This is a genomic window from Aequorivita viscosa (assembly GCF_900106795.1).
Classification (GTDB): Bacteria; Bacteroidota; Bacteroidia; order Flavobacteriales; family Flavobacteriaceae; genus Aequorivita; species Aequorivita viscosa.
This window is the reverse complement of record NZ_FNNS01000024.1, coordinates 43,868-60,522: the sequence shown is the minus strand read 5'-3', so window position 1 is coordinate 60,522 and position 16,655 is coordinate 43,868. Positions and strand designations below refer to the sequence as shown.

Annotated in this window: 10 protein-coding genes; 3 read left to right on the top strand and 7 right to left on the bottom strand. The window is 34.3% G+C overall.

The window, feature by feature from the left end; translation table 11 throughout:
- From BLW28_RS13015 to BLW28_RS12985, 6 genes are all read right to left on the bottom strand, one after another.
- Positions 1 to 258 (bottom strand): transposase (locus BLW28_RS13015; RefSeq protein ID WP_177165894.1); only part of this gene is annotated, 258 nt, incomplete at its 3' end.
- Positions 259 to 432: 174 nt separating this feature from the next.
- Positions 433 to 3,042, bottom strand: a complete 2,610-nt coding sequence (locus tag BLW28_RS13010; protein ID WP_159431779.1) for a S9 family peptidase — start codon at positions 3,040 to 3,042, stop codon at positions 433 to 435.
- The gene (locus BLW28_RS13005; RefSeq protein WP_073220573.1) at positions 3,042 to 4,451 is read right to left on the bottom strand and encodes a RagB/SusD family nutrient uptake outer membrane protein; all 1,410 of its coding nucleotides are present in this window, start codon (positions 4,449 to 4,451) and stop codon (positions 3,042 to 3,044) included. The genes BLW28_RS13010 and BLW28_RS13005 overlap by 1 nt, the downstream gene beginning before the upstream one ends.
- A gap of 12 nt (positions 4,452 to 4,463) precedes the next feature.
- Entirely contained in the window at positions 4,464 to 7,757 is a 3,294-nt protein-coding gene (locus tag BLW28_RS13000) for a SusC/RagA family TonB-linked outer membrane protein (RefSeq protein WP_083540790.1), read from the bottom strand.
- A gap of 88 nt (positions 7,758 to 7,845) precedes the next feature.
- Complete coding sequence (locus BLW28_RS12995; protein WP_073220576.1) at positions 7,846 to 8,997, bottom strand: FecR family protein; 1,152 nt, start codon at positions 8,995 to 8,997, stop codon at positions 7,846 to 7,848.
- 596 nt (positions 8,998 to 9,593) lie between these two features.
- Positions 9,594 to 10,136 (bottom strand): RNA polymerase sigma-70 factor, encoded by a 543-nt coding sequence (locus BLW28_RS12985; RefSeq protein ID WP_073220582.1) that lies wholly within the window; start codon positions 10,134 to 10,136, stop codon positions 9,594 to 9,596.
- Between the two features lie 406 nt (positions 10,137 to 10,542).
- Here BLW28_RS12985 and BLW28_RS12980 point away from each other — a divergent pair, with 406 nt between their 5' ends.
- From BLW28_RS12980 to BLW28_RS12970, 3 genes are all read left to right on the top strand, one after another.
- Positions 10,543 to 10,785 carry a helix-turn-helix domain-containing protein gene (locus tag BLW28_RS12980; RefSeq protein ID WP_073220586.1) on the top strand — a complete coding sequence of 81 codons (243 nt, stop codon included), beginning with the start codon at positions 10,543 to 10,545 and terminating at the stop codon, positions 10,783 to 10,785.
- Positions 10,786 to 11,099: 314 nt separating this feature from the next.
- Positions 11,100 to 11,489, top strand: coding sequence for a hypothetical protein (locus tag BLW28_RS12975; protein WP_083540792.1), 390 nt, complete (start codon positions 11,100 to 11,102; stop codon positions 11,487 to 11,489).
- 26 nt (positions 11,490 to 11,515) lie between these two features.
- On the top strand, positions 11,516 to 11,749 hold the full coding sequence (locus BLW28_RS12970; RefSeq protein ID WP_159431780.1) for a type II toxin-antitoxin system HicA family toxin: 234 nt from the start codon (positions 11,516 to 11,518) through the stop codon (positions 11,747 to 11,749).
- A gap of 366 nt (positions 11,750 to 12,115) precedes the next feature.
- Here the strand turns inward: BLW28_RS12970 and BLW28_RS12965 are convergent, their stop codons facing one another.
- Complete coding sequence (locus BLW28_RS12965) at positions 12,116 to 16,243, bottom strand: alpha/beta hydrolase (RefSeq protein ID WP_073220589.1); 4,128 nt, start codon at positions 16,241 to 16,243, stop codon at positions 12,116 to 12,118.
- Positions 16,244 to 16,655 lie beyond the last annotated feature (412 nt).

The window sequence follows — 16,655 nt, the reverse complement described above, 5'->3', positions numbered from 1 at the left end:
GAACGAGGCCTCCCTATCCCTGGGGACGGCAATCTCGGATTCACCAAAGGAAGTTTTTATTTTCTTCTTGGTGTGACCGTTGCGCACATTAGCGTCAGTAGACTTTTGGTACTTGTCGTAATCAAGGTGGCTATCGAGCTCACCTTCGAGCATCTTTTCGATACCACGTTTCTGGATCTGCTTCAAAAAGCCCGTGAGCTCTTCGTGGGTTTTGAACTGCTTCAGAAAATCATCTGAAATTAAATCATCTTTCTTCATAATGTGTAAAAATTTAAAATTAGTTAAAAAAATAGCGGGGGCCGGCCCCCGCTATTTTTTTAACTAACACACTTTATGAGATAGTCCCACATTATACATGAATTGGCAACCTTAAAACCGCCAATTAATTATAGATGCCCCAGCGGGGCATCTATTTTTACTACCACTTTAAAGTCATTCGTTTTTTAAATGCCTATCAAACCACTTTTGAATATAATTTGTAAGATGTAATTGATTCTCGGACTGCAACAGGGCATGTTCTTCATTCTCATAAATGAGCATTTCAACATCTATTTTTTGACGGCGTAGTGAAAGAAACATTGCCTCACTCTGATGCCAATTTACGTGATAGTCTTTATTTCCTGTCCATATTAGTGTGGGTGTGTTAATTTTATGGGCATATTCTAAAGGGGAATTGTTTTTATAAACTTTCTTATCTTCATAAAATGATTTACCTATTCTCCATTGCTGACTCTCAAAACGCCAATGATCTGGTCTCCCGGAATTCTTCCCGACGGTATGGTAAAAATCCACTATATCAAAGACCCCTGTTCCTACCACAGCTGCCGCAAACAAATTTGTCTGTGAAATAATAAATGCCGTTTCATATCCTCCAAAAGAATGACCAATTAGGCCTATGCCTTTCTTGTCTACAACATCTTTTTCCAAAACATTATTTACAGCAGTGATAACACAGTCTGTCGCAGAAATCCCAGGTTCACCCTTTTGGATTAAAATATCAGGTTGCAAAACAAAATACCCAGCAGCCGTAAAGTTTTTATAATTAAATCCATCTGCATTTTGAAGGCTAGGGTTAATATAGGATTGATAATGATGAGACAGCAATTCATAAATACGTACAACCATAGGATATTTTTTACCTTGCTCATAGTTATCTGGGTAATGTAGCAAGCCATGTAAATGCTCTCCTTGCTTATTTTTATATGAAATAAGCTCCGTTTTTCCTACACGGAATTTATAATGCTGTTTATTGGACTGTACAAGCATTTTAATTCTGTTACCTACCTTTGAATACAATGCTGGTGGTTCGTTATTTTTCTCTTTTATAAAAACATAGCTATTTGCATATTTCGCTTTTCGAAGATCACTAATCTTTCCTGTATTTTTTTGAATCGGAGTGATTGTTCCGTTTGAATTCTGAATAGCGAATCCATAATTAAATAGAGAATCGCGTGTAATAAAGACGTCATCCTCAACTGTTTTATAAGTACTATTAATGCCAAGTGCCCTTGTATTATAAAAGCCATCGTACAGAAAATTATAGGCTCTATATGAAATGCTTGAAGACCTTCCATTGGTAAGTATTTGCGGAGAACTGCCATCGGGGTTGATTTTCCAGATATCAAACTCATCATAAACCAACAGTTCCTTGTCTCTTGTCCATTTCATATAGCCATAAGGAATAACATCTACCGAATGTGGTGGATGCTTGTAGTTTAAGGGAAAAGGAATGCCAACTGATGCATTACGATGAATATTGTTTTTAATATCATATATCCACCAACTGTTTTCTTTAAAATAGGCTAAGTACCTCCCACTAGGTTCAATACTAAGATAACCCACTGCAGTATCGAGTTTTTCTACTAAGAGCTTATATTCGCCAGTTTCTAAGTTTGTAATATAAAAATCAGATTGTGGAAACTCTAGATTTTGAGGTTCGTAGGTTAGTATATTATAACTTATTGCAAACTTTTGGTCTCCGGTAAGAATAACCTCTGGTTGCTTGTTGGTTCCTATCTGTGACACTTTTTTATCTAGTGGCCACCATACTGCCATTTTATCTATTTTATTATACTCCCAATCTAGTTTTTGTCTGGGATAAATCCATTTATCTGTGCCTTTCCATACCTGTACTTTTACTGAATCAGCATCATTTTTATCTGAAATTTGTTGTCGCATGTGATTCCAAAAAAAGATTCGCTCCCCATCTTTCGAAAAAGACAGATCGAGTTTGCTAATTTCAACATCTCCTAATTCTTTTAGATCAATATCATCGAGCTCTTTTAGAACAGGAGTTTCCCCATCTTTAAAAAAATAGAGTCGTTGTTTAGAATCATTGGAGCTTACTAAAAAAACCAATGTTTTACCATTTTCGTGCCAAGTGGGATAAAGAACGTTTGAATTTTCACTACTCAAAATGATGGATTGCTGCATATTGTGTAATCGAATTAACTCCACCTGAACTTTTTTAGCCTTATTTATAACAAGCAGGGCTGTACTTCCTGTGGGATCAAAATTGAAGTTCTGTACATTTTGTATTATGGTTGTTTTATTTTTTTCAACATCAAACAATTTTAAATAACCATTTTGTTTCTGAAGATTGAAGACCGCCAAAAACTTACCATCACTTGAAAATTCAAATCGGTCTGCTTGCGAGACATACTCCGTAATACCACTAGACATATTTAAAACTCCTATACCCTTAGCATTGTGTTTAAATGCAAAAAGCTTTGGCTTTTCACTCGGCTCAAATTGTCCGTTATTGGCATTTGGAAGTTCATATATTATCTTACCGTTTATGTCAATCACGAACAAAGTATCCATGGCTTGCTCATAGTCCAACAGGTAAGAAGACCATTTTCCGTCTCCAGAAATTTGCGGGAATCTCAGGGTGTGCCACATACTATAATCTTTAGGTTGCACCACGGGTTTGCTAGGCTCACTCTGCCCCACAAGGGGGCAGGAAGCCATAACAAACAAACACAATAAAAGGAATTGGCTAATTGCAACATTGATTTTTGAGTTTGTTAAAGAGAATTTCATTAGTATCCTAGGTTTTGAGGGTTCAAGTTTGGATTGAGTAAAAGTTCTTTTTGGGGTAAAGGGAAAAGCACGTCTGTAGATTTCCATCCAGTTTTTATGGGACCTAAAGTTTGTGATGCCACTTCCATTCTCTTGAGATCAAACCATCGATTTCCTTGTTCGGTAAATAGTTCATATTTACGTTGGCGCATCAATTCACTTCTTAAATCTTCTAAACTACTGGCAGTGTTAGGTGATAGACCTGCACGGAGTCGAATTATATTTATATCTTCTTTTGCCTCTTGCAGATTGCCCAATTGCATTGCCGCCTCGGCTCTTATTAAGTATTGTTCAGCTAGTCGAAAAAGAATGGAGTATTCTGAACTATTACCACCAAACATTCCTTGCTTGTATTTATAGGGATGGAACCAAGTTTCTGTACCATCTGTAATTCCGTGAACCCAGATATCCTTACGAAGATCTCCTGTTTCAAAGCCTTGCATAAAGTTTTCTGTTAGGGCATAGAGATATGGAGGTCCAAAATCGAATATAAAGACCTCTCCTTCCTTGGTTGCTGCCCCCGCAAATTCAGGTTTTAATTGCCATATAGTTGATGGACTTTCTTTTAAGAATACATCTTGTAAATGAGGTTGCCAAGTATACATACCGCTTGTTATTAAATTGTCACTTTCACTAAAGGCCTTATCCCATTGTTTTGTATGGATATAGAATCTTGCTAGCATTGCTGTGGCAACACCAGGAGAAGCACGTAATCGTTCTCCACTACTATCCATTTCTGGCAATAAACTTCTTGCAGTAATTAAGTCTTGTTCCACATCGCTATATACTGTTTCCAAAGGCATTCGAGACACTGTGGCATTTATTGAATGATCGGTCGTTTTTATATAGGGTATACTCCCAAAAAGCTGTGTCAAGTAAAAATGTAAATAGGCTCTTAAAAAATAAGCTTCTCCAAGAAAATGTTCTTTTTCCGATTCTGATAGTGGGGAAGTTTCCAAACCTTCAACAATAGCATTGACACTATAAATGAGGGCGTAACTATTGTTCCAAAAGCTTGCTATAGCACCATTGTCTGGTAAAACAGCGTGGTTATAGAATGCATAATCAATTGGTGAGTCTGCACGATAGTAGTCAAGCTCGTCTGCGTAGAGACCGAGAATTACATTCATTCCATCCGTACTACCAGATACAGGACTATTATCTCGAAGCCCGGCATAAATATTCGCCATAGCAGCATTTACAGTTGAAGCATTTTCAAAAATAGCTTCGTCTGACAGCAGATAATCGGGGAATTCGGGTTCAATGGATTTTTCACAGCTACTCATTTGGAGCATTAAAACTGCCAAAATCAGGTATCTGACTATGCCGAAAGCGGGTTGTTTTTCGTTACGTTTTATAAGTGACTTCATTTTTGTTGTATTTTAAAAAGTTAGTGTTAAACCTGCACTCATCCACCGTAAAGCGGGGATAAAGCCTTGGTTTTGTTCTGGATCTTGTCCTTTATAAGCAGTCCAGGTGTAAAGGTTTTGACCTTGGATGAATATTTTGGCATTGGAAGATTTGGTGATGATATTTCGAAGGTTATAGGTAATAGAAATATTTTTGAGTCTTAGATAGGAGGCATCACTAAAAGCAGCATCGCTTTGCGCCAAGTTATAGGCAGCCATTGAGCGCTCAAAATTAGAACCTGTGGTAAAAGCTTGTATATTGGATTGGTCTCCTTCTTGCGTCCAAGCATCTAATACCTCAACAGGTTGATTTGCCATTACTCCTGGAGTGACTCCCAAAGAATATATATTTAATGCATTCTGTTTGCTGTATTGGAAAAAGACATGCATTTCCAAATTTCCAAAAGCTATAGTGTTTGAGATACCGCCATAAAATTTTGGAGCAGTATCAACAATAGCTTGACTATCTTCGGGTACACTTATTTTTCCATCACCGTTAAAATCTTCAAATGTATAAACTCCTGTTTCGGGGTCAACCCCTGTAAAGTGAAGCACCTTATTTATGGTTATTGGTTCGCCAATGACGTAGCTGTTTATATAGGTACTGCTCTCTAAGTTTGGAAAAGCAAGGAGTTCATTTTTAGGTATTGTAAGATTAAAGGAAGTATTCCACGTCCATTTACCTGTATCAAGGTTTATGGAATTCAATTCAAATTCCCACCCCCTATTTTCTACAAGGGCATCCAAATTTGCAAGAATACTCGAAAAGCCAGTTGTTCCTGGTAACGGGACTTCTACTAACTGATTTGAAGATCTGTTACGATAGTAGTTTATGGTAGTATTTATTCTACTATTAAAAAGACCTAGTTCGACCGCTAATTCTGCCTTACGGTTTTCTTCCCAACCAAAATCGGGATTATACAAAGCTGTTGGATATAGCCCAATGGTACCATTATAAGGAATGCCTGTGCTGGTATAAGAGTTAAGATAACGATAATCCCCAATTTGGTCGTTCCCTGTTGTGCCGAAACTGCCCCTCAGTTTACCATAGTTCAAGAATGGCAGTGCTTTTTTAACTCCTCCTTCTTCTGAAAAAGTCCAAGCTGCCCCAACCGCACCGAAATTTGCAAAACGGTTGTTGGGTCCAAAGCGGCTTGACCCATCTCTACGACCAGTTAGGTTTATTATATAGCGGCCGTCATAGTTATAATTGAGTCTTCCAAATACTGCTTGATATTTGTACAGCTGTTCGGTATCATTTGTTACCTGAATAAAATTGGCTGCGGTCAGGTTTAATATTTGGCTATTATTTGCAAATCCCTCTGCGTATTGTGAGAAAGTATCCGTTTTCTCGTTTTGCGCGGAATAGCCCATCAAGACTTCCAATTTACTTTTAGGCATTTTATAAACATAGCTCAACTGCGGTTCTACAATCCAAGAAGTTCGAGAACCATCATTGGTGTAGATAGCAGAAGCACGACTATCAAAGCCATATTGTGGTGGGAATCTAGTATGTGGATTGGTACGGTACTCCGCTAGGTTGGAATCTTGATATCCTAAATTAGCTTTTACTGCAAGGCCTTTTAGTATTTTGACTTCCACAAGGGCATTTGCCAAAAGACTATTTCGTTTGGAAAGAAGGTCACCTTCAAGCGCTGCCATTGGATTGTTAAAAGTTCCATCTTCCCAATTAAGTGTACCGTCTTCATTATAAAGGTTAGGAGCATTGGGAGGTAATGTAAGGGCTTGATAACTTAAATCGGCACCTGGGAGGTTATTATTTTCATGGGTGTACGCTGTAGAGAGTGATACTTTAAAGCCTTCGTTTGGGGAACTATGACTTATTTTTGCCAATCCATTCATACGTTTGTAACGATCATCTTCAGGGAATACGGTGGATTCATTATGAAAGCCTCCACTGAGAAAATAGGAAGTGCCACGATTACCCCCTGAAACGGAAGCCTGATATTCCTGGAAATATGCTGTACCTCCCAAAAGCTCTTTTTGCCAATCGGTATATCGATTAGGATCCCAAGTGCCATTTACATCATATTCGTAAAAGGGATATTCGCTAATCCCATCATTACTAAAAGCCTGTGCTCTCATTTTCAAATATTGCTGCGTATTTAGGAGTTTTTGAGTATTCGCAATTTGTCCGATTCCGCTTTTTGCTGTAACTGCATATTTGGTTGCACCTATTCGATCTTTTTTGGTAGTTATTAGTACAACTCCATTGGCGCCTCGTGACCCATAAATAGCAGTAGCATCTGCATCTTTCAACACTTCAATACTTTCAATATCGGAAGGGTTTAAAAAGCTGAAGGGACTAAAATTACCGCCAGGTAAGATACCTCCTGAGACGTCTCTTGAACTGAGACTTTGAGACATAAAGGGGACGCCGTCAATCACATAAAGAGGATTATTACCCGCTGCAATGCTATTTTTACCTCTAATTTTTACATCAAAGCCACTCCCAGCAACTCCAGAGTTTTGGATGACCTGAACTCCTGCCATCCGTCCTTGCAAAGCTGCAAGGGGGTTGGAGACGGGTTGGTTTTCTATTTCGACAGCCGTAATGCGAGCAATACTTCCTGTTTTCTCTTTATCGGATACTTTATAATAGCCTGCGTTGATTACCACTTGGTCCAGGGCGGTGGCATCGGGTTGCATTACCACATTTATGATGGTTTGGCTTTCCACCGCTATTTCCTGAGATTTGAATCCCATATAAGTAAACACCAATGTATCGGAAGGATGTGCGATTATAGTGTACTGCCCATCCAAATCGCTCTGTGTGCCTTTGGTGCTGTTTTTTATGAGGATGTTTACACCAGCCATGCCAATACCTAGAGAGTCTGTTACGACTCCCTTTATATTACCTTGTGGAAAGGCTTTGCTAATTCGGAGGGTAATGGTAATGTAGTTCTCTTTTGTTGTGATAATATTAAAATTGGATAGTGGAAGGCAATGCTCTAATAGCTCATTTACCTTGATGATGCCTTTTTTAAGCTCTATTTTAGGCAAGCCTTTAAAAATATCTGATTGGTATATAAATGTACAATCTGTCTGATTTCCTATTATTTCAAAAACTTCATAGATAGTAACTTTCCTATCTTGATCAATCGTAATTTTTGGGTTTTGAGAAACCAGCGGATTTGATGCGAAGGCAAAAACGGTGGCACAACTAAAGAATAGTATGGTACACACTATTATTTTCGGGAGGTGGCTTGCTTGAATTGCAAGCATCTTTATTAATTTAATTTTCATAAATTTGTGAATTGATTGGTTAATATTCCAATTATAAAGGGAGTTGAGGTTTATACTTTCCAGGTAGTGACTCTTCTCCCTTCTTTTTTTATTTGATTGTAATGGATTTGTTTTTTATCTCATAGGCATTTATACTGTTAGTGTTTTGTATTCCGTTCAATATTTCTTCAATTGTTTGTTTTTTGCTTAGCAACCCGCTGAATTTTACTTTCTGTAGTTCGGGTAAATCGAAGGAAATCTGTACATCGTACCATCTGGAAAGGACTTGCATAATCTCTTTTAACGGCTTGTTCTCGAAGTAGAAATATCCCCTAACCCATGCAGTTGCATGACTTACCTCTACCAAAGACTTTGATAGTTGGTTTGTGTTATGGTTCCAAACAGATTGTTCTCCTGGGTGTAATTCTGCAAATTTATCTTCAGTAGCTATATGGACCTTGCCTTCGACCAAAGTGGTGTATATTTTTTCTTCATCGTTATAGGCTTTTAAATTGAATGTAGTGCCGATTACATTTACCTCTTGTCCTTTCGCAAGAATCTTAAATGTATCTCCTTGGTGTTTAGAGCTTGGGGAAACAAGCAAATAAGCTTCGCCATATAGCAGTTCTACTGTACGGGTCTCCCCTCTTTGAAAGGCGACGGGATATTTTATTTTGGTATCTGCATTTAACCATATTTCAGTACCATCTGCAAGCTTTATTTGGTATTGCCCTCCTTTAGGCACTACCAAATAATTAAAAACTGTATGGAGCTGAGCGTTCACAGGTTTATATTCTATTCTATCTCCCTTACTTTGGGCAACTTTATTTTTGAACGAAGTTTCAGGGTTTAGTGTTACTTGTTTGCCATCTTCTAGAATTAGCAACGCCTTATCTGTTCCTGGTTCAATGACGAACTGTACAGAAGTTTTTTGCTCAGATTTTTGAAGATGGTTGTAGGTGAAAAATGAGAATGAAAACAATAATAAGGCTATGGCGGCAGCCTTATATAACCTAGGTATTAGAGTTTTGGTTGGTTTCTGTAACCTTGTAGCCACTTTGCCCCAGTCCTTCTCAACATCAATTTCTTTCAATTTTCCCAGTTGCTCTTCTACGACCGGCTTGGATAGATTGTTTTGAATACGTTGCGTAGTTTCCTTACTCAAATAGTCTGCTTCCTTTAAGGCGGCGGTTCCTTCACTATTGAAAAGGGCTTTGGCTAATTTGTTTGCTAAGGCAAAAATGCGGTTGTAGATTGTCATTGAGATGCTTTTATACCTCTATAACAACAGAAATGGGAAAGTGTCTAAAATTAAATTGGAAAAAAACCCTGGCTTAAATAAAATTTTGCAAAAATATTCAAAATCCTAAAATTGATTGAAGTTCTTTCTTTTTTGCATTGCCCAAAAAAGAAACAAAAAAGTCTAGGCTGACGAAACTTTACCTAAATTTATCATTCGGCAGCTAAATTTTAGGAACTCGCTTGAATATTTTTAGTTAGCTATAAAAATTTTGAATGCTCAAACAGCCTAAAATTTTTAACGCTGCTCTCATTTCAAATTTTACGATAAATTTTCGATAGGCCACTCCTTGATTCGATTTAAAATTTTAACCCATTTAAACATTTACCTCCAGAAATAATAATAAAATGAGGTGTTTTGCAGAGATTAATAAAATTGTTTAGGACGCTATTGAATTTAATTACTAAATGTTTGACCTGATTTATCAGTTTATTTTCTTCGTTTACCCCATCCCTAAAGGGTGCGAAGAAAATAAACTTCATCCGTTTCATCCCTTTCAAAAACGTAACAAACTGTTGATTAGTTGAATATGTAAGGTTGGGCGATACATTGAGTATTCATAAAAATGAAAGAAGATATTTTAAAGGTGTCAATAGACCTTTAAGTTTTTGATATGCCAGGCTTTTTTGGGTTCTAACCGTGCTGGGGGTGATATTGAGTTCTTCGGCAATTTCATTGGTGGTATACTTGTTTAGGGAAAGCGTGATGACTTTTGCAGATTTTTTTGGTAGTGTTTCTATTGCTTTATACAGTTGGGCATAAGTTTCTGCGGTAACTATTTCTGAAAAAAAATAGTCTTCGGTCTTTAGTATCGACAAGTCTATTGTGGCAGCCTTGTCTATAGTTTTATAGTGCTTACTTTTTAGGTAATTAAGGCAATGGTTTTTGACGGTGGTGTAAAAGTAGGCTTTGGTAGTGTTGTGGTTTGTAAATATTGGTTGCTTCTCCCATATTTTTATAAACACCTCTTGAACGACGTCTTTGGAGGTATCCATATCGTTGAGGTATTTGTTGGCAAATAGGCACAGCGGTGGATAGAGCGCATCAAAGAGCGATCTATATTCCGTCAATTTCTTGATATGTGATTTACCATAAGGCATAGCATTGCGGTTTTTAAGGGAATGAATTTTCCCAGCGCTATCTGCACCGTTTTGTTTTTTTTAACAAGGCAGTTGAATCAAGCTACACCACAATACTCTCTGGCATTAAAAACCTGTAGAAAAAAGTAGGCGCGGAACTCAACTTACCGACTTGGGGTACTGGTATACCTGACAACGATAAGAGAGCCCACGCCCGGGTCGTGAGCAATCTGCTTATCATCTCGTTGTCTAAAAATTACCAGTTTTCAAGTCGAGATTCAAAGCGAAAGCTTCTAGTATTTTGCTCTTAGAAGAATCGCAAATATATGTTATTGTGACAAATATAATAAAAGTTTCCTTATGTAGTGTTTTAACACTACAATTTTTTAATCCAATTATTTGATATTCCTGCTTTAATACAGTTTTAATGGAGGAAAATCAGAAAAAAACTATTTTATGCATCCTAGGTGAAAACATAAAGAAATATCGGGAATCTAAGGGTTTTAGTTATAGAGAATTAGCACAATTATGTGATGTTGACCACAGCCAGATAAGTAAAATTGAAAAAGGACAGATTAGTTTAGAAGTGATTACTTTATGTGATATAGCCAATGGCCTTGGAGTTCATCCTAAGGAATTGTTGGATATTGAAATCAATATCCAACAATAAATTATTTCAAATCTGTCAATATCCAATATCTCTCCAAAAGTTTTCCTTCCTCAAAAGCAATCAGATTAATTATTTTATTCTTAGTTCTATTATACTCTACTTCAACAAAAAATTTAAATAATGAATATAATGTAAATGACATGTTGTATTTTTCAATGAGATTTTAGAAAGAATAGATATTGATAAAAAACATTATATTTGTAGGCTATCCAAGATTAAGCCCGTTCAATGTAATTTTATTGGGTAAATTTCGTCTGATAATTAACCTATTAAATACAATTAATTTTATAATATTCCAATAAAAATCTTTTTATATGAGTAAAATGGCATTTGAAGTTGATTCGAAAAAAGCTTCGGATATTGATGAGATTCGAATTAAAAACGGATCGATTGGAGCTACCTTAAATATTTTGACAGGAATGCAAGGGGAGTATTTTCTGCATTATTGTCCCTCATTGGAGATTTCTGGCTATGGTAAGACAGAGGATGAAGCCTTAGAATTATTGAGAAATGAATTGGAGGTATTTTGTGAAGATCTATTTGAAATGAACCAAAAGGAAAGAGAACATTATCTTATTTCTTTAGGCTTTAAAAAGCAGAAGTTTCATAATAAAAATTTCTCTAAAGCATATGTTGATGAAAATGGACGACTAAGGGATTTTGACGAAGGCACCGTTAAAAGAGAGCTTCTAGAAACTGCATGATTATGGGTGATTTTAGACCCATAAAAATGAAATTATTTCTCAAATTTCTAGAGCATCACGGTTGTTACCGTCACGGCGATCCAAAAGGTTCGCATTTTTTTTGGAAAAAACCTGGTTTGACCAGAAGAATTGTGGTAAGAGAAAAAGATAAAGACATTCCCCCATTCCACATTAAAACGAATCTTGCAACATTAGGGTTGTCTTTTGAGGATTTAGAAAATTTTATAAATAAAAATTCTAAAAAGAAAAAGGACAATTAAATGCTTTGTAGATTTCTGAAATTGATTTCTCCACCTCTAAGCCGTTTTTTTTCTTTTAATACGAAGTCGAGTTTCACGCATCAATTGATTCAAGTGATATTAATAAGATTGAACTTGGACAGAAAAATATTACTTTAAAACCTTTTTTGAAGATCGCTAATGGATTGAAAATACATCCTGAGGACTTAATTGATTTTGAAAATTAAAAAGATCATTTATAAGCTAGAAAACATATAACCATTTTTTCGTCGGAAAGGGAATCTAGGTATTCTGATGAAATGGTATAATTTTAAATCCTTGTTGTACGTACTTAAATTACACAAATGGCAGATACCTATAGAGTATTATTGCCTAATACCGTTTTAATTATTCGTATTCCTCCCAGTATTCTTCTAACCATAATTTATCACTTTCATTCAAATTGTATTTTAAACTTTCGGATATTAATGAAAAAATTCCTTTTATGCGTAAGTTGATTTTCACTCTATCGATTTTGTTGAGATTTTCATATAACTTTCCAATATTATGAAAAGCTTCTGGCTCTTTTTTTAATTTATTTTTCCAAAATTCAATTAAAAATGGAATTACTAAATAAGTTTCTATACTTCCTCCGTAAATTTTTAATTCTGGGAACAATTTAAAGTGAAATTCAATTGCTTCTTTGCTGTTCATACTAAGTGGACATATTAAATAAGCGACTGATTGAATATAACCAAAAATTGCTGGATTTGTTCTATTGACATGGTCTAGTAAGCTTTTAGATTCTTCACTATTATTAGGAAAGTTTTTTATAATATAATTTAACTCTTTATATAATTCTTTATTCGTAAAAATTTCTGAATATTTTCTTATGGTTTCCAAATACAATTGAACCAAATCAGAAATTTTTATTTCTTCTCTTAATAGCTGTTTAAGTAAATAAAATAACACTGGTACCACAGAAAACATTATCAAATCAAAATCTGAATCTTTTTTTGAAAGTCTAATCTTTTTTTGAAAACTTTCAACCAAATCCTTTTCAATTTGATTCTCAATCGTTTCTAAATCTCTTTTTAATAATTCTTGATTTAAATAAATATTTTCTTTTTGTAGCTCGAAGGCAGTATTTAATTCACCATTCATGATTTCATAGCCAATTAAATTGTTTAACATTCTATAAAATATTCCAATTCCATATTTATCTTTTAAATCAAAAATCTTTTGAGCCCAGTGCTTAGCTTTCACTTCATCATCAATCTTTTCAAAGAACTGAATAATTATAAATATATTTAGAAGTAATTTTTCGGAAAAATAAAGATCATTTAAATCTTTATTGTTGCTTATAAATCCTAAATAAGGTTTGGTGAAGTTATCTTCTGGAACTAAACCTGTTTCTGTCATCTTAGAGATATAACCAATGGCGTTGCCATATCTAACTTGTGTATTAATGTAAAAAGAGTTTTCTTGAAAAGAATTCAGCAATAGTTCATAACCTTCTATAAATTTTAAAATGGCTTCGTCATTTTTATTTAATAGAAATAATGAAGTAGCATACTCTCCAATATATTGAATATAGGAAATTTCATCAATAAAAATATTATCGGTCATAAAACCAAGACCTCTTTCAATAAATAAATGAGCTTTTTCAATATTTTTATCGCCATTTATTTTTCCAAGAGTTAAAAAGGTGTCAGCTTTTACAGTCACAAATTTTTCAACTTCTATATTTACAACTTCCGATAAATATTTTTCAGCATTTTCATTATTTTGATGATAGTGAAACTGTCTTCCTATTTCATCAGTAATAAGAAAATATGCTAGTTCTTGTTGAAGTGAATCTTTGAACTCGAGATAAAGTTTTTCAGCACTACTTATGTCGTGAAGCATTTCAGAAAGGATTATTATTTGCTCCTTAATGGCGAAAGCTTTTAATATTAAGATATCGAGTTCAAGAGATTTATTATAGATATAAGAAAAAATTTCTAAAACTCCATTCCAATCAGGTGTTAGTGATTTTTTTTCTTTAACTATAAAATTATGAAAAAGTTTTTCAGAAAATAAGTAAGCTTGCTCACTATCTATGTCATTGATGGACTTATCCATTTGCCCAACATTTTCAAACCATTTTTTAAGACTTTTGACATCATCAACTTTGTATAATAAAAGCCAAACCACATTTTTATCGAATTTAAGAATTTCGCTTTCTTCATTAATTTGCATTTCTGGCAATTGCCCATAGGCATAACTGTTTACATAAAGAGAAAAGTATTTAATGGCTTCTGAACTTTCTTCCTTAATATATGTGGTGGAAAGTATTAACGCAGGAAAATAAACATCAACCTTTTCTTTAAGTGCTTCATCAACTAATAATATTAGATCTTTTCTAAGAAAGTTTAAGTCTTTATCGTTGTCTCTTAATTTATTAAATTCAAAATTAACTTGAAGACTCCGAATAAGTAAACGAAGTATAAGATTCATTTCCTTCGGAATTGGATTAAAATACCACGTATAAAGTTCAAAATTAGAGTCAAAAAATTGATTTGGCTGAGATAAACAATGTTGCATAAACTTTAGAATTATAAATCCAGCATCATCATATTTTTTTGAGCTTATAAAATGCATAATGGCATCTTGAACATCGAATTGCGAAACCTTTTGTTTTGATAGTATAGATTTTCCTAAATTATAATTGATATTACACAATAATGCTTTAGATATATGTTTATCGCCAAGTCTTTTAAAAAGTGGAGAAATGAAATATTTATTTCCATCTCTCTGAACCCAACTACCAGTTACTCCTAATATTTTTTCAAAAGGTTTATCTATTTTCGGTTTACATTGTGCAACTACATTTATCTTACTCTCTGTCACATCACCTTTAATAACATTTAGTCTATAAAGAAGTTCTCGAGTATTTTCATCTTCAACTTTTAAAATAAATTTTGAAAGAGTTTCATCTGTTAAATCAGAAAAAAGTTGTCCAGTAAAGAAATCAAAAAGTTGTTCTTCCTTAATAACCCAGTTTGTATTTTGTAAATATCTACAGATAACTTGAAAGTACAGAGGATGTCCATTCGTAATGGCATGAAGAGCTTTTGTACTATTAAAATGAATGCTATTTGGATATGTTTTTATTATGTCATTACATTCCTTCAGATTTAAAAAAGGGATTTGTTTTTCAAAAACATTATTATTATGAACAGATTTTATGGAACTTGGAAGTGTATAATGTGAAGTTGAAATTATGATTATATTATATTCTACACAGTTGGAGATAAAAGAATTAAAACTATTATCGACACTGTTATGAATACCAAAAGTTGGTAAATTGTCAAGTATTAAAAGGTGTTTTTTTTCTTTAAAGAGTTTATCTAGCTTACTTTTTAATTCTATATCGGTATTAACTTCAAATGTCTTAAATATTTTTTCAAGAATAGATTTTCCATCACTATCATTAAAGCTTATCCATATTGTTTCTATCTCTAAATATTGAGCAATCAATATTGCTAATTGTGTTTTACCTGTACCATACATCCCATTAAGCATTATCCACTTTTTTTCTGTTTCCCTTAATAAGGTTTTTATAGTTTTAGAACGTTTTGAAATATTTGATGAAAGTTGTGGAATACTATCTCTGGTATATAATTGGTTTTCAAATTTGGGCAATGCTAAACCGAGCTTATTACCTATTCTATCAGTAATATGTGCAATAGACTCTTCACTAATATGTGATGTAATTAGAGGATTTTTTTTAGGCGTTTTTTTTAAAATATCCAGTGTTAAATCAATAATTGATTTCAGTACGATGGAGTCATTGTTTTCTGGTATAAGTATACTAAAATGGTCATCATCCGAATATACGACTTCTTCCTTTCTTCCAGAATAACCAATCGACGACTGATTTGAAACAATATTATCATTTTTTCCTTGAAAATAAATAGTTTCGGGTAAAGCATCCTTAACAGAATACTCAATCCAATCACGACTTATTTTATCAATAATTTTATTTAGTGGAGTGAGTTCATTTATATTGGGATTATTTAAGATTAATTTACCTAGATTAGCTAAGTTCGAGCCATTATGTGGTACTGCAAGAGAAATAAAAAGATCGATTTGCTTTTTATTTTCTACTGATAATTTGAGGATTGCTGACTTTGTAATGATGCCTCCCATACTATGGGCTATTATTACAATTTTGTCATATCTTTTAAAGAAATCAATTAATGTTGAAAATAAAATATCCTTTATGTCGTCAATTGAAAGGTTCTGCTTAAATTTTTTCTTTGAGCCTGTTATTAACCCAAAAAGCCATTTTATTTTTTCAATTTTATCAGTGAATTTTGTGAAATATTCGAAGTATGCAATATCATAGTTTAATTTTATGTCTTCATCTTCTTTAAGGTAATCAGGTATTCTATTCACTCCTTTTTCGACCCATGTTTCTTTTCCCCCAGTAAAACCATGAACTAAAAGAATTAAATTCTTATTTCCTTTTTTTAGTAAAAATTCTTTCATTGATTATGTTGAGAATGTTTATAACAAATTTACTTATATAATTTCGTAAATCAATCAGTGAATAAGACCAGTGAGTTGTCCACAATATGAGTTAATGCCAAATTTCGTTGCTCAAAGATAGCTCGGAGCGCGTGCCCCCCGTTAGTGTACTCCCCACACTTCGGGAGTATCTTGTTTCCTTTACCTCCTCTGAATACCGTAACAGATTAATAGTGAATATATCGAAGCAAGATGAACTCGTTATTCGCTAATCTGGTCCGATTAGTGCCAGTGATTCCGGTTTTATAGTGCCAGACAATTTTGGTTCAAAACTGTGGTACGTCTAGAGCTGTCCCCACCCAAAACTGCCGGAAAAGGCAGTTTTGACCTCCCCGGAGGGGAGGTAGTTGGGAAGTTTAAAGCGAAATGGGTA

Coding starts and splice junctions, on each gene's coding strand:
- BLW28_RS12980 (WP_073220586.1), top strand. CDS start 10,543: ATGGAGGAAAATCAGAAAAAAACTATTTTATGCATCCTAGGTGAAAAC.
- BLW28_RS13000 (WP_083540790.1), bottom strand. CDS start 7,757: ATGAAAATTAAATTAATAAAGATGCTTGCAATTCAAGCAAGCCACCTC.
- BLW28_RS12970 (WP_159431780.1), top strand. CDS start 11,516: ATGAAATTATTTCTCAAATTTCTAGAGCATCACGGTTGTTACCGTCAC.
- BLW28_RS12965 (WP_073220589.1), bottom strand. CDS start 16,243: ATGAAAGAATTTTTACTAAAAAAAGGAAATAAGAATTTAATTCTTTTA.
- BLW28_RS13010 (WP_159431779.1), bottom strand. CDS start 3,042: ATGAAATTCTCTTTAACAAACTCAAAAATCAATGTTGCAATTAGCCAA.
- BLW28_RS12995 (WP_073220576.1), bottom strand. CDS start 8,997: ATGACAATCTACAACCGCATTTTTGCCTTAGCAAACAAATTAGCCAAA.
- BLW28_RS13005 (WP_073220573.1), bottom strand. CDS start 4,451: ATGAAGTCACTTATAAAACGTAACGAAAAACAACCCGCTTTCGGCATA.
- BLW28_RS12985 (WP_073220582.1), bottom strand. CDS start 10,136: ATGCCTTATGGTAAATCACATATCAAGAAATTGACGGAATATAGATCG.
- BLW28_RS12975 (WP_083540792.1), top strand. CDS start 11,100: ATGAGTAAAATGGCATTTGAAGTTGATTCGAAAAAAGCTTCGGATATT.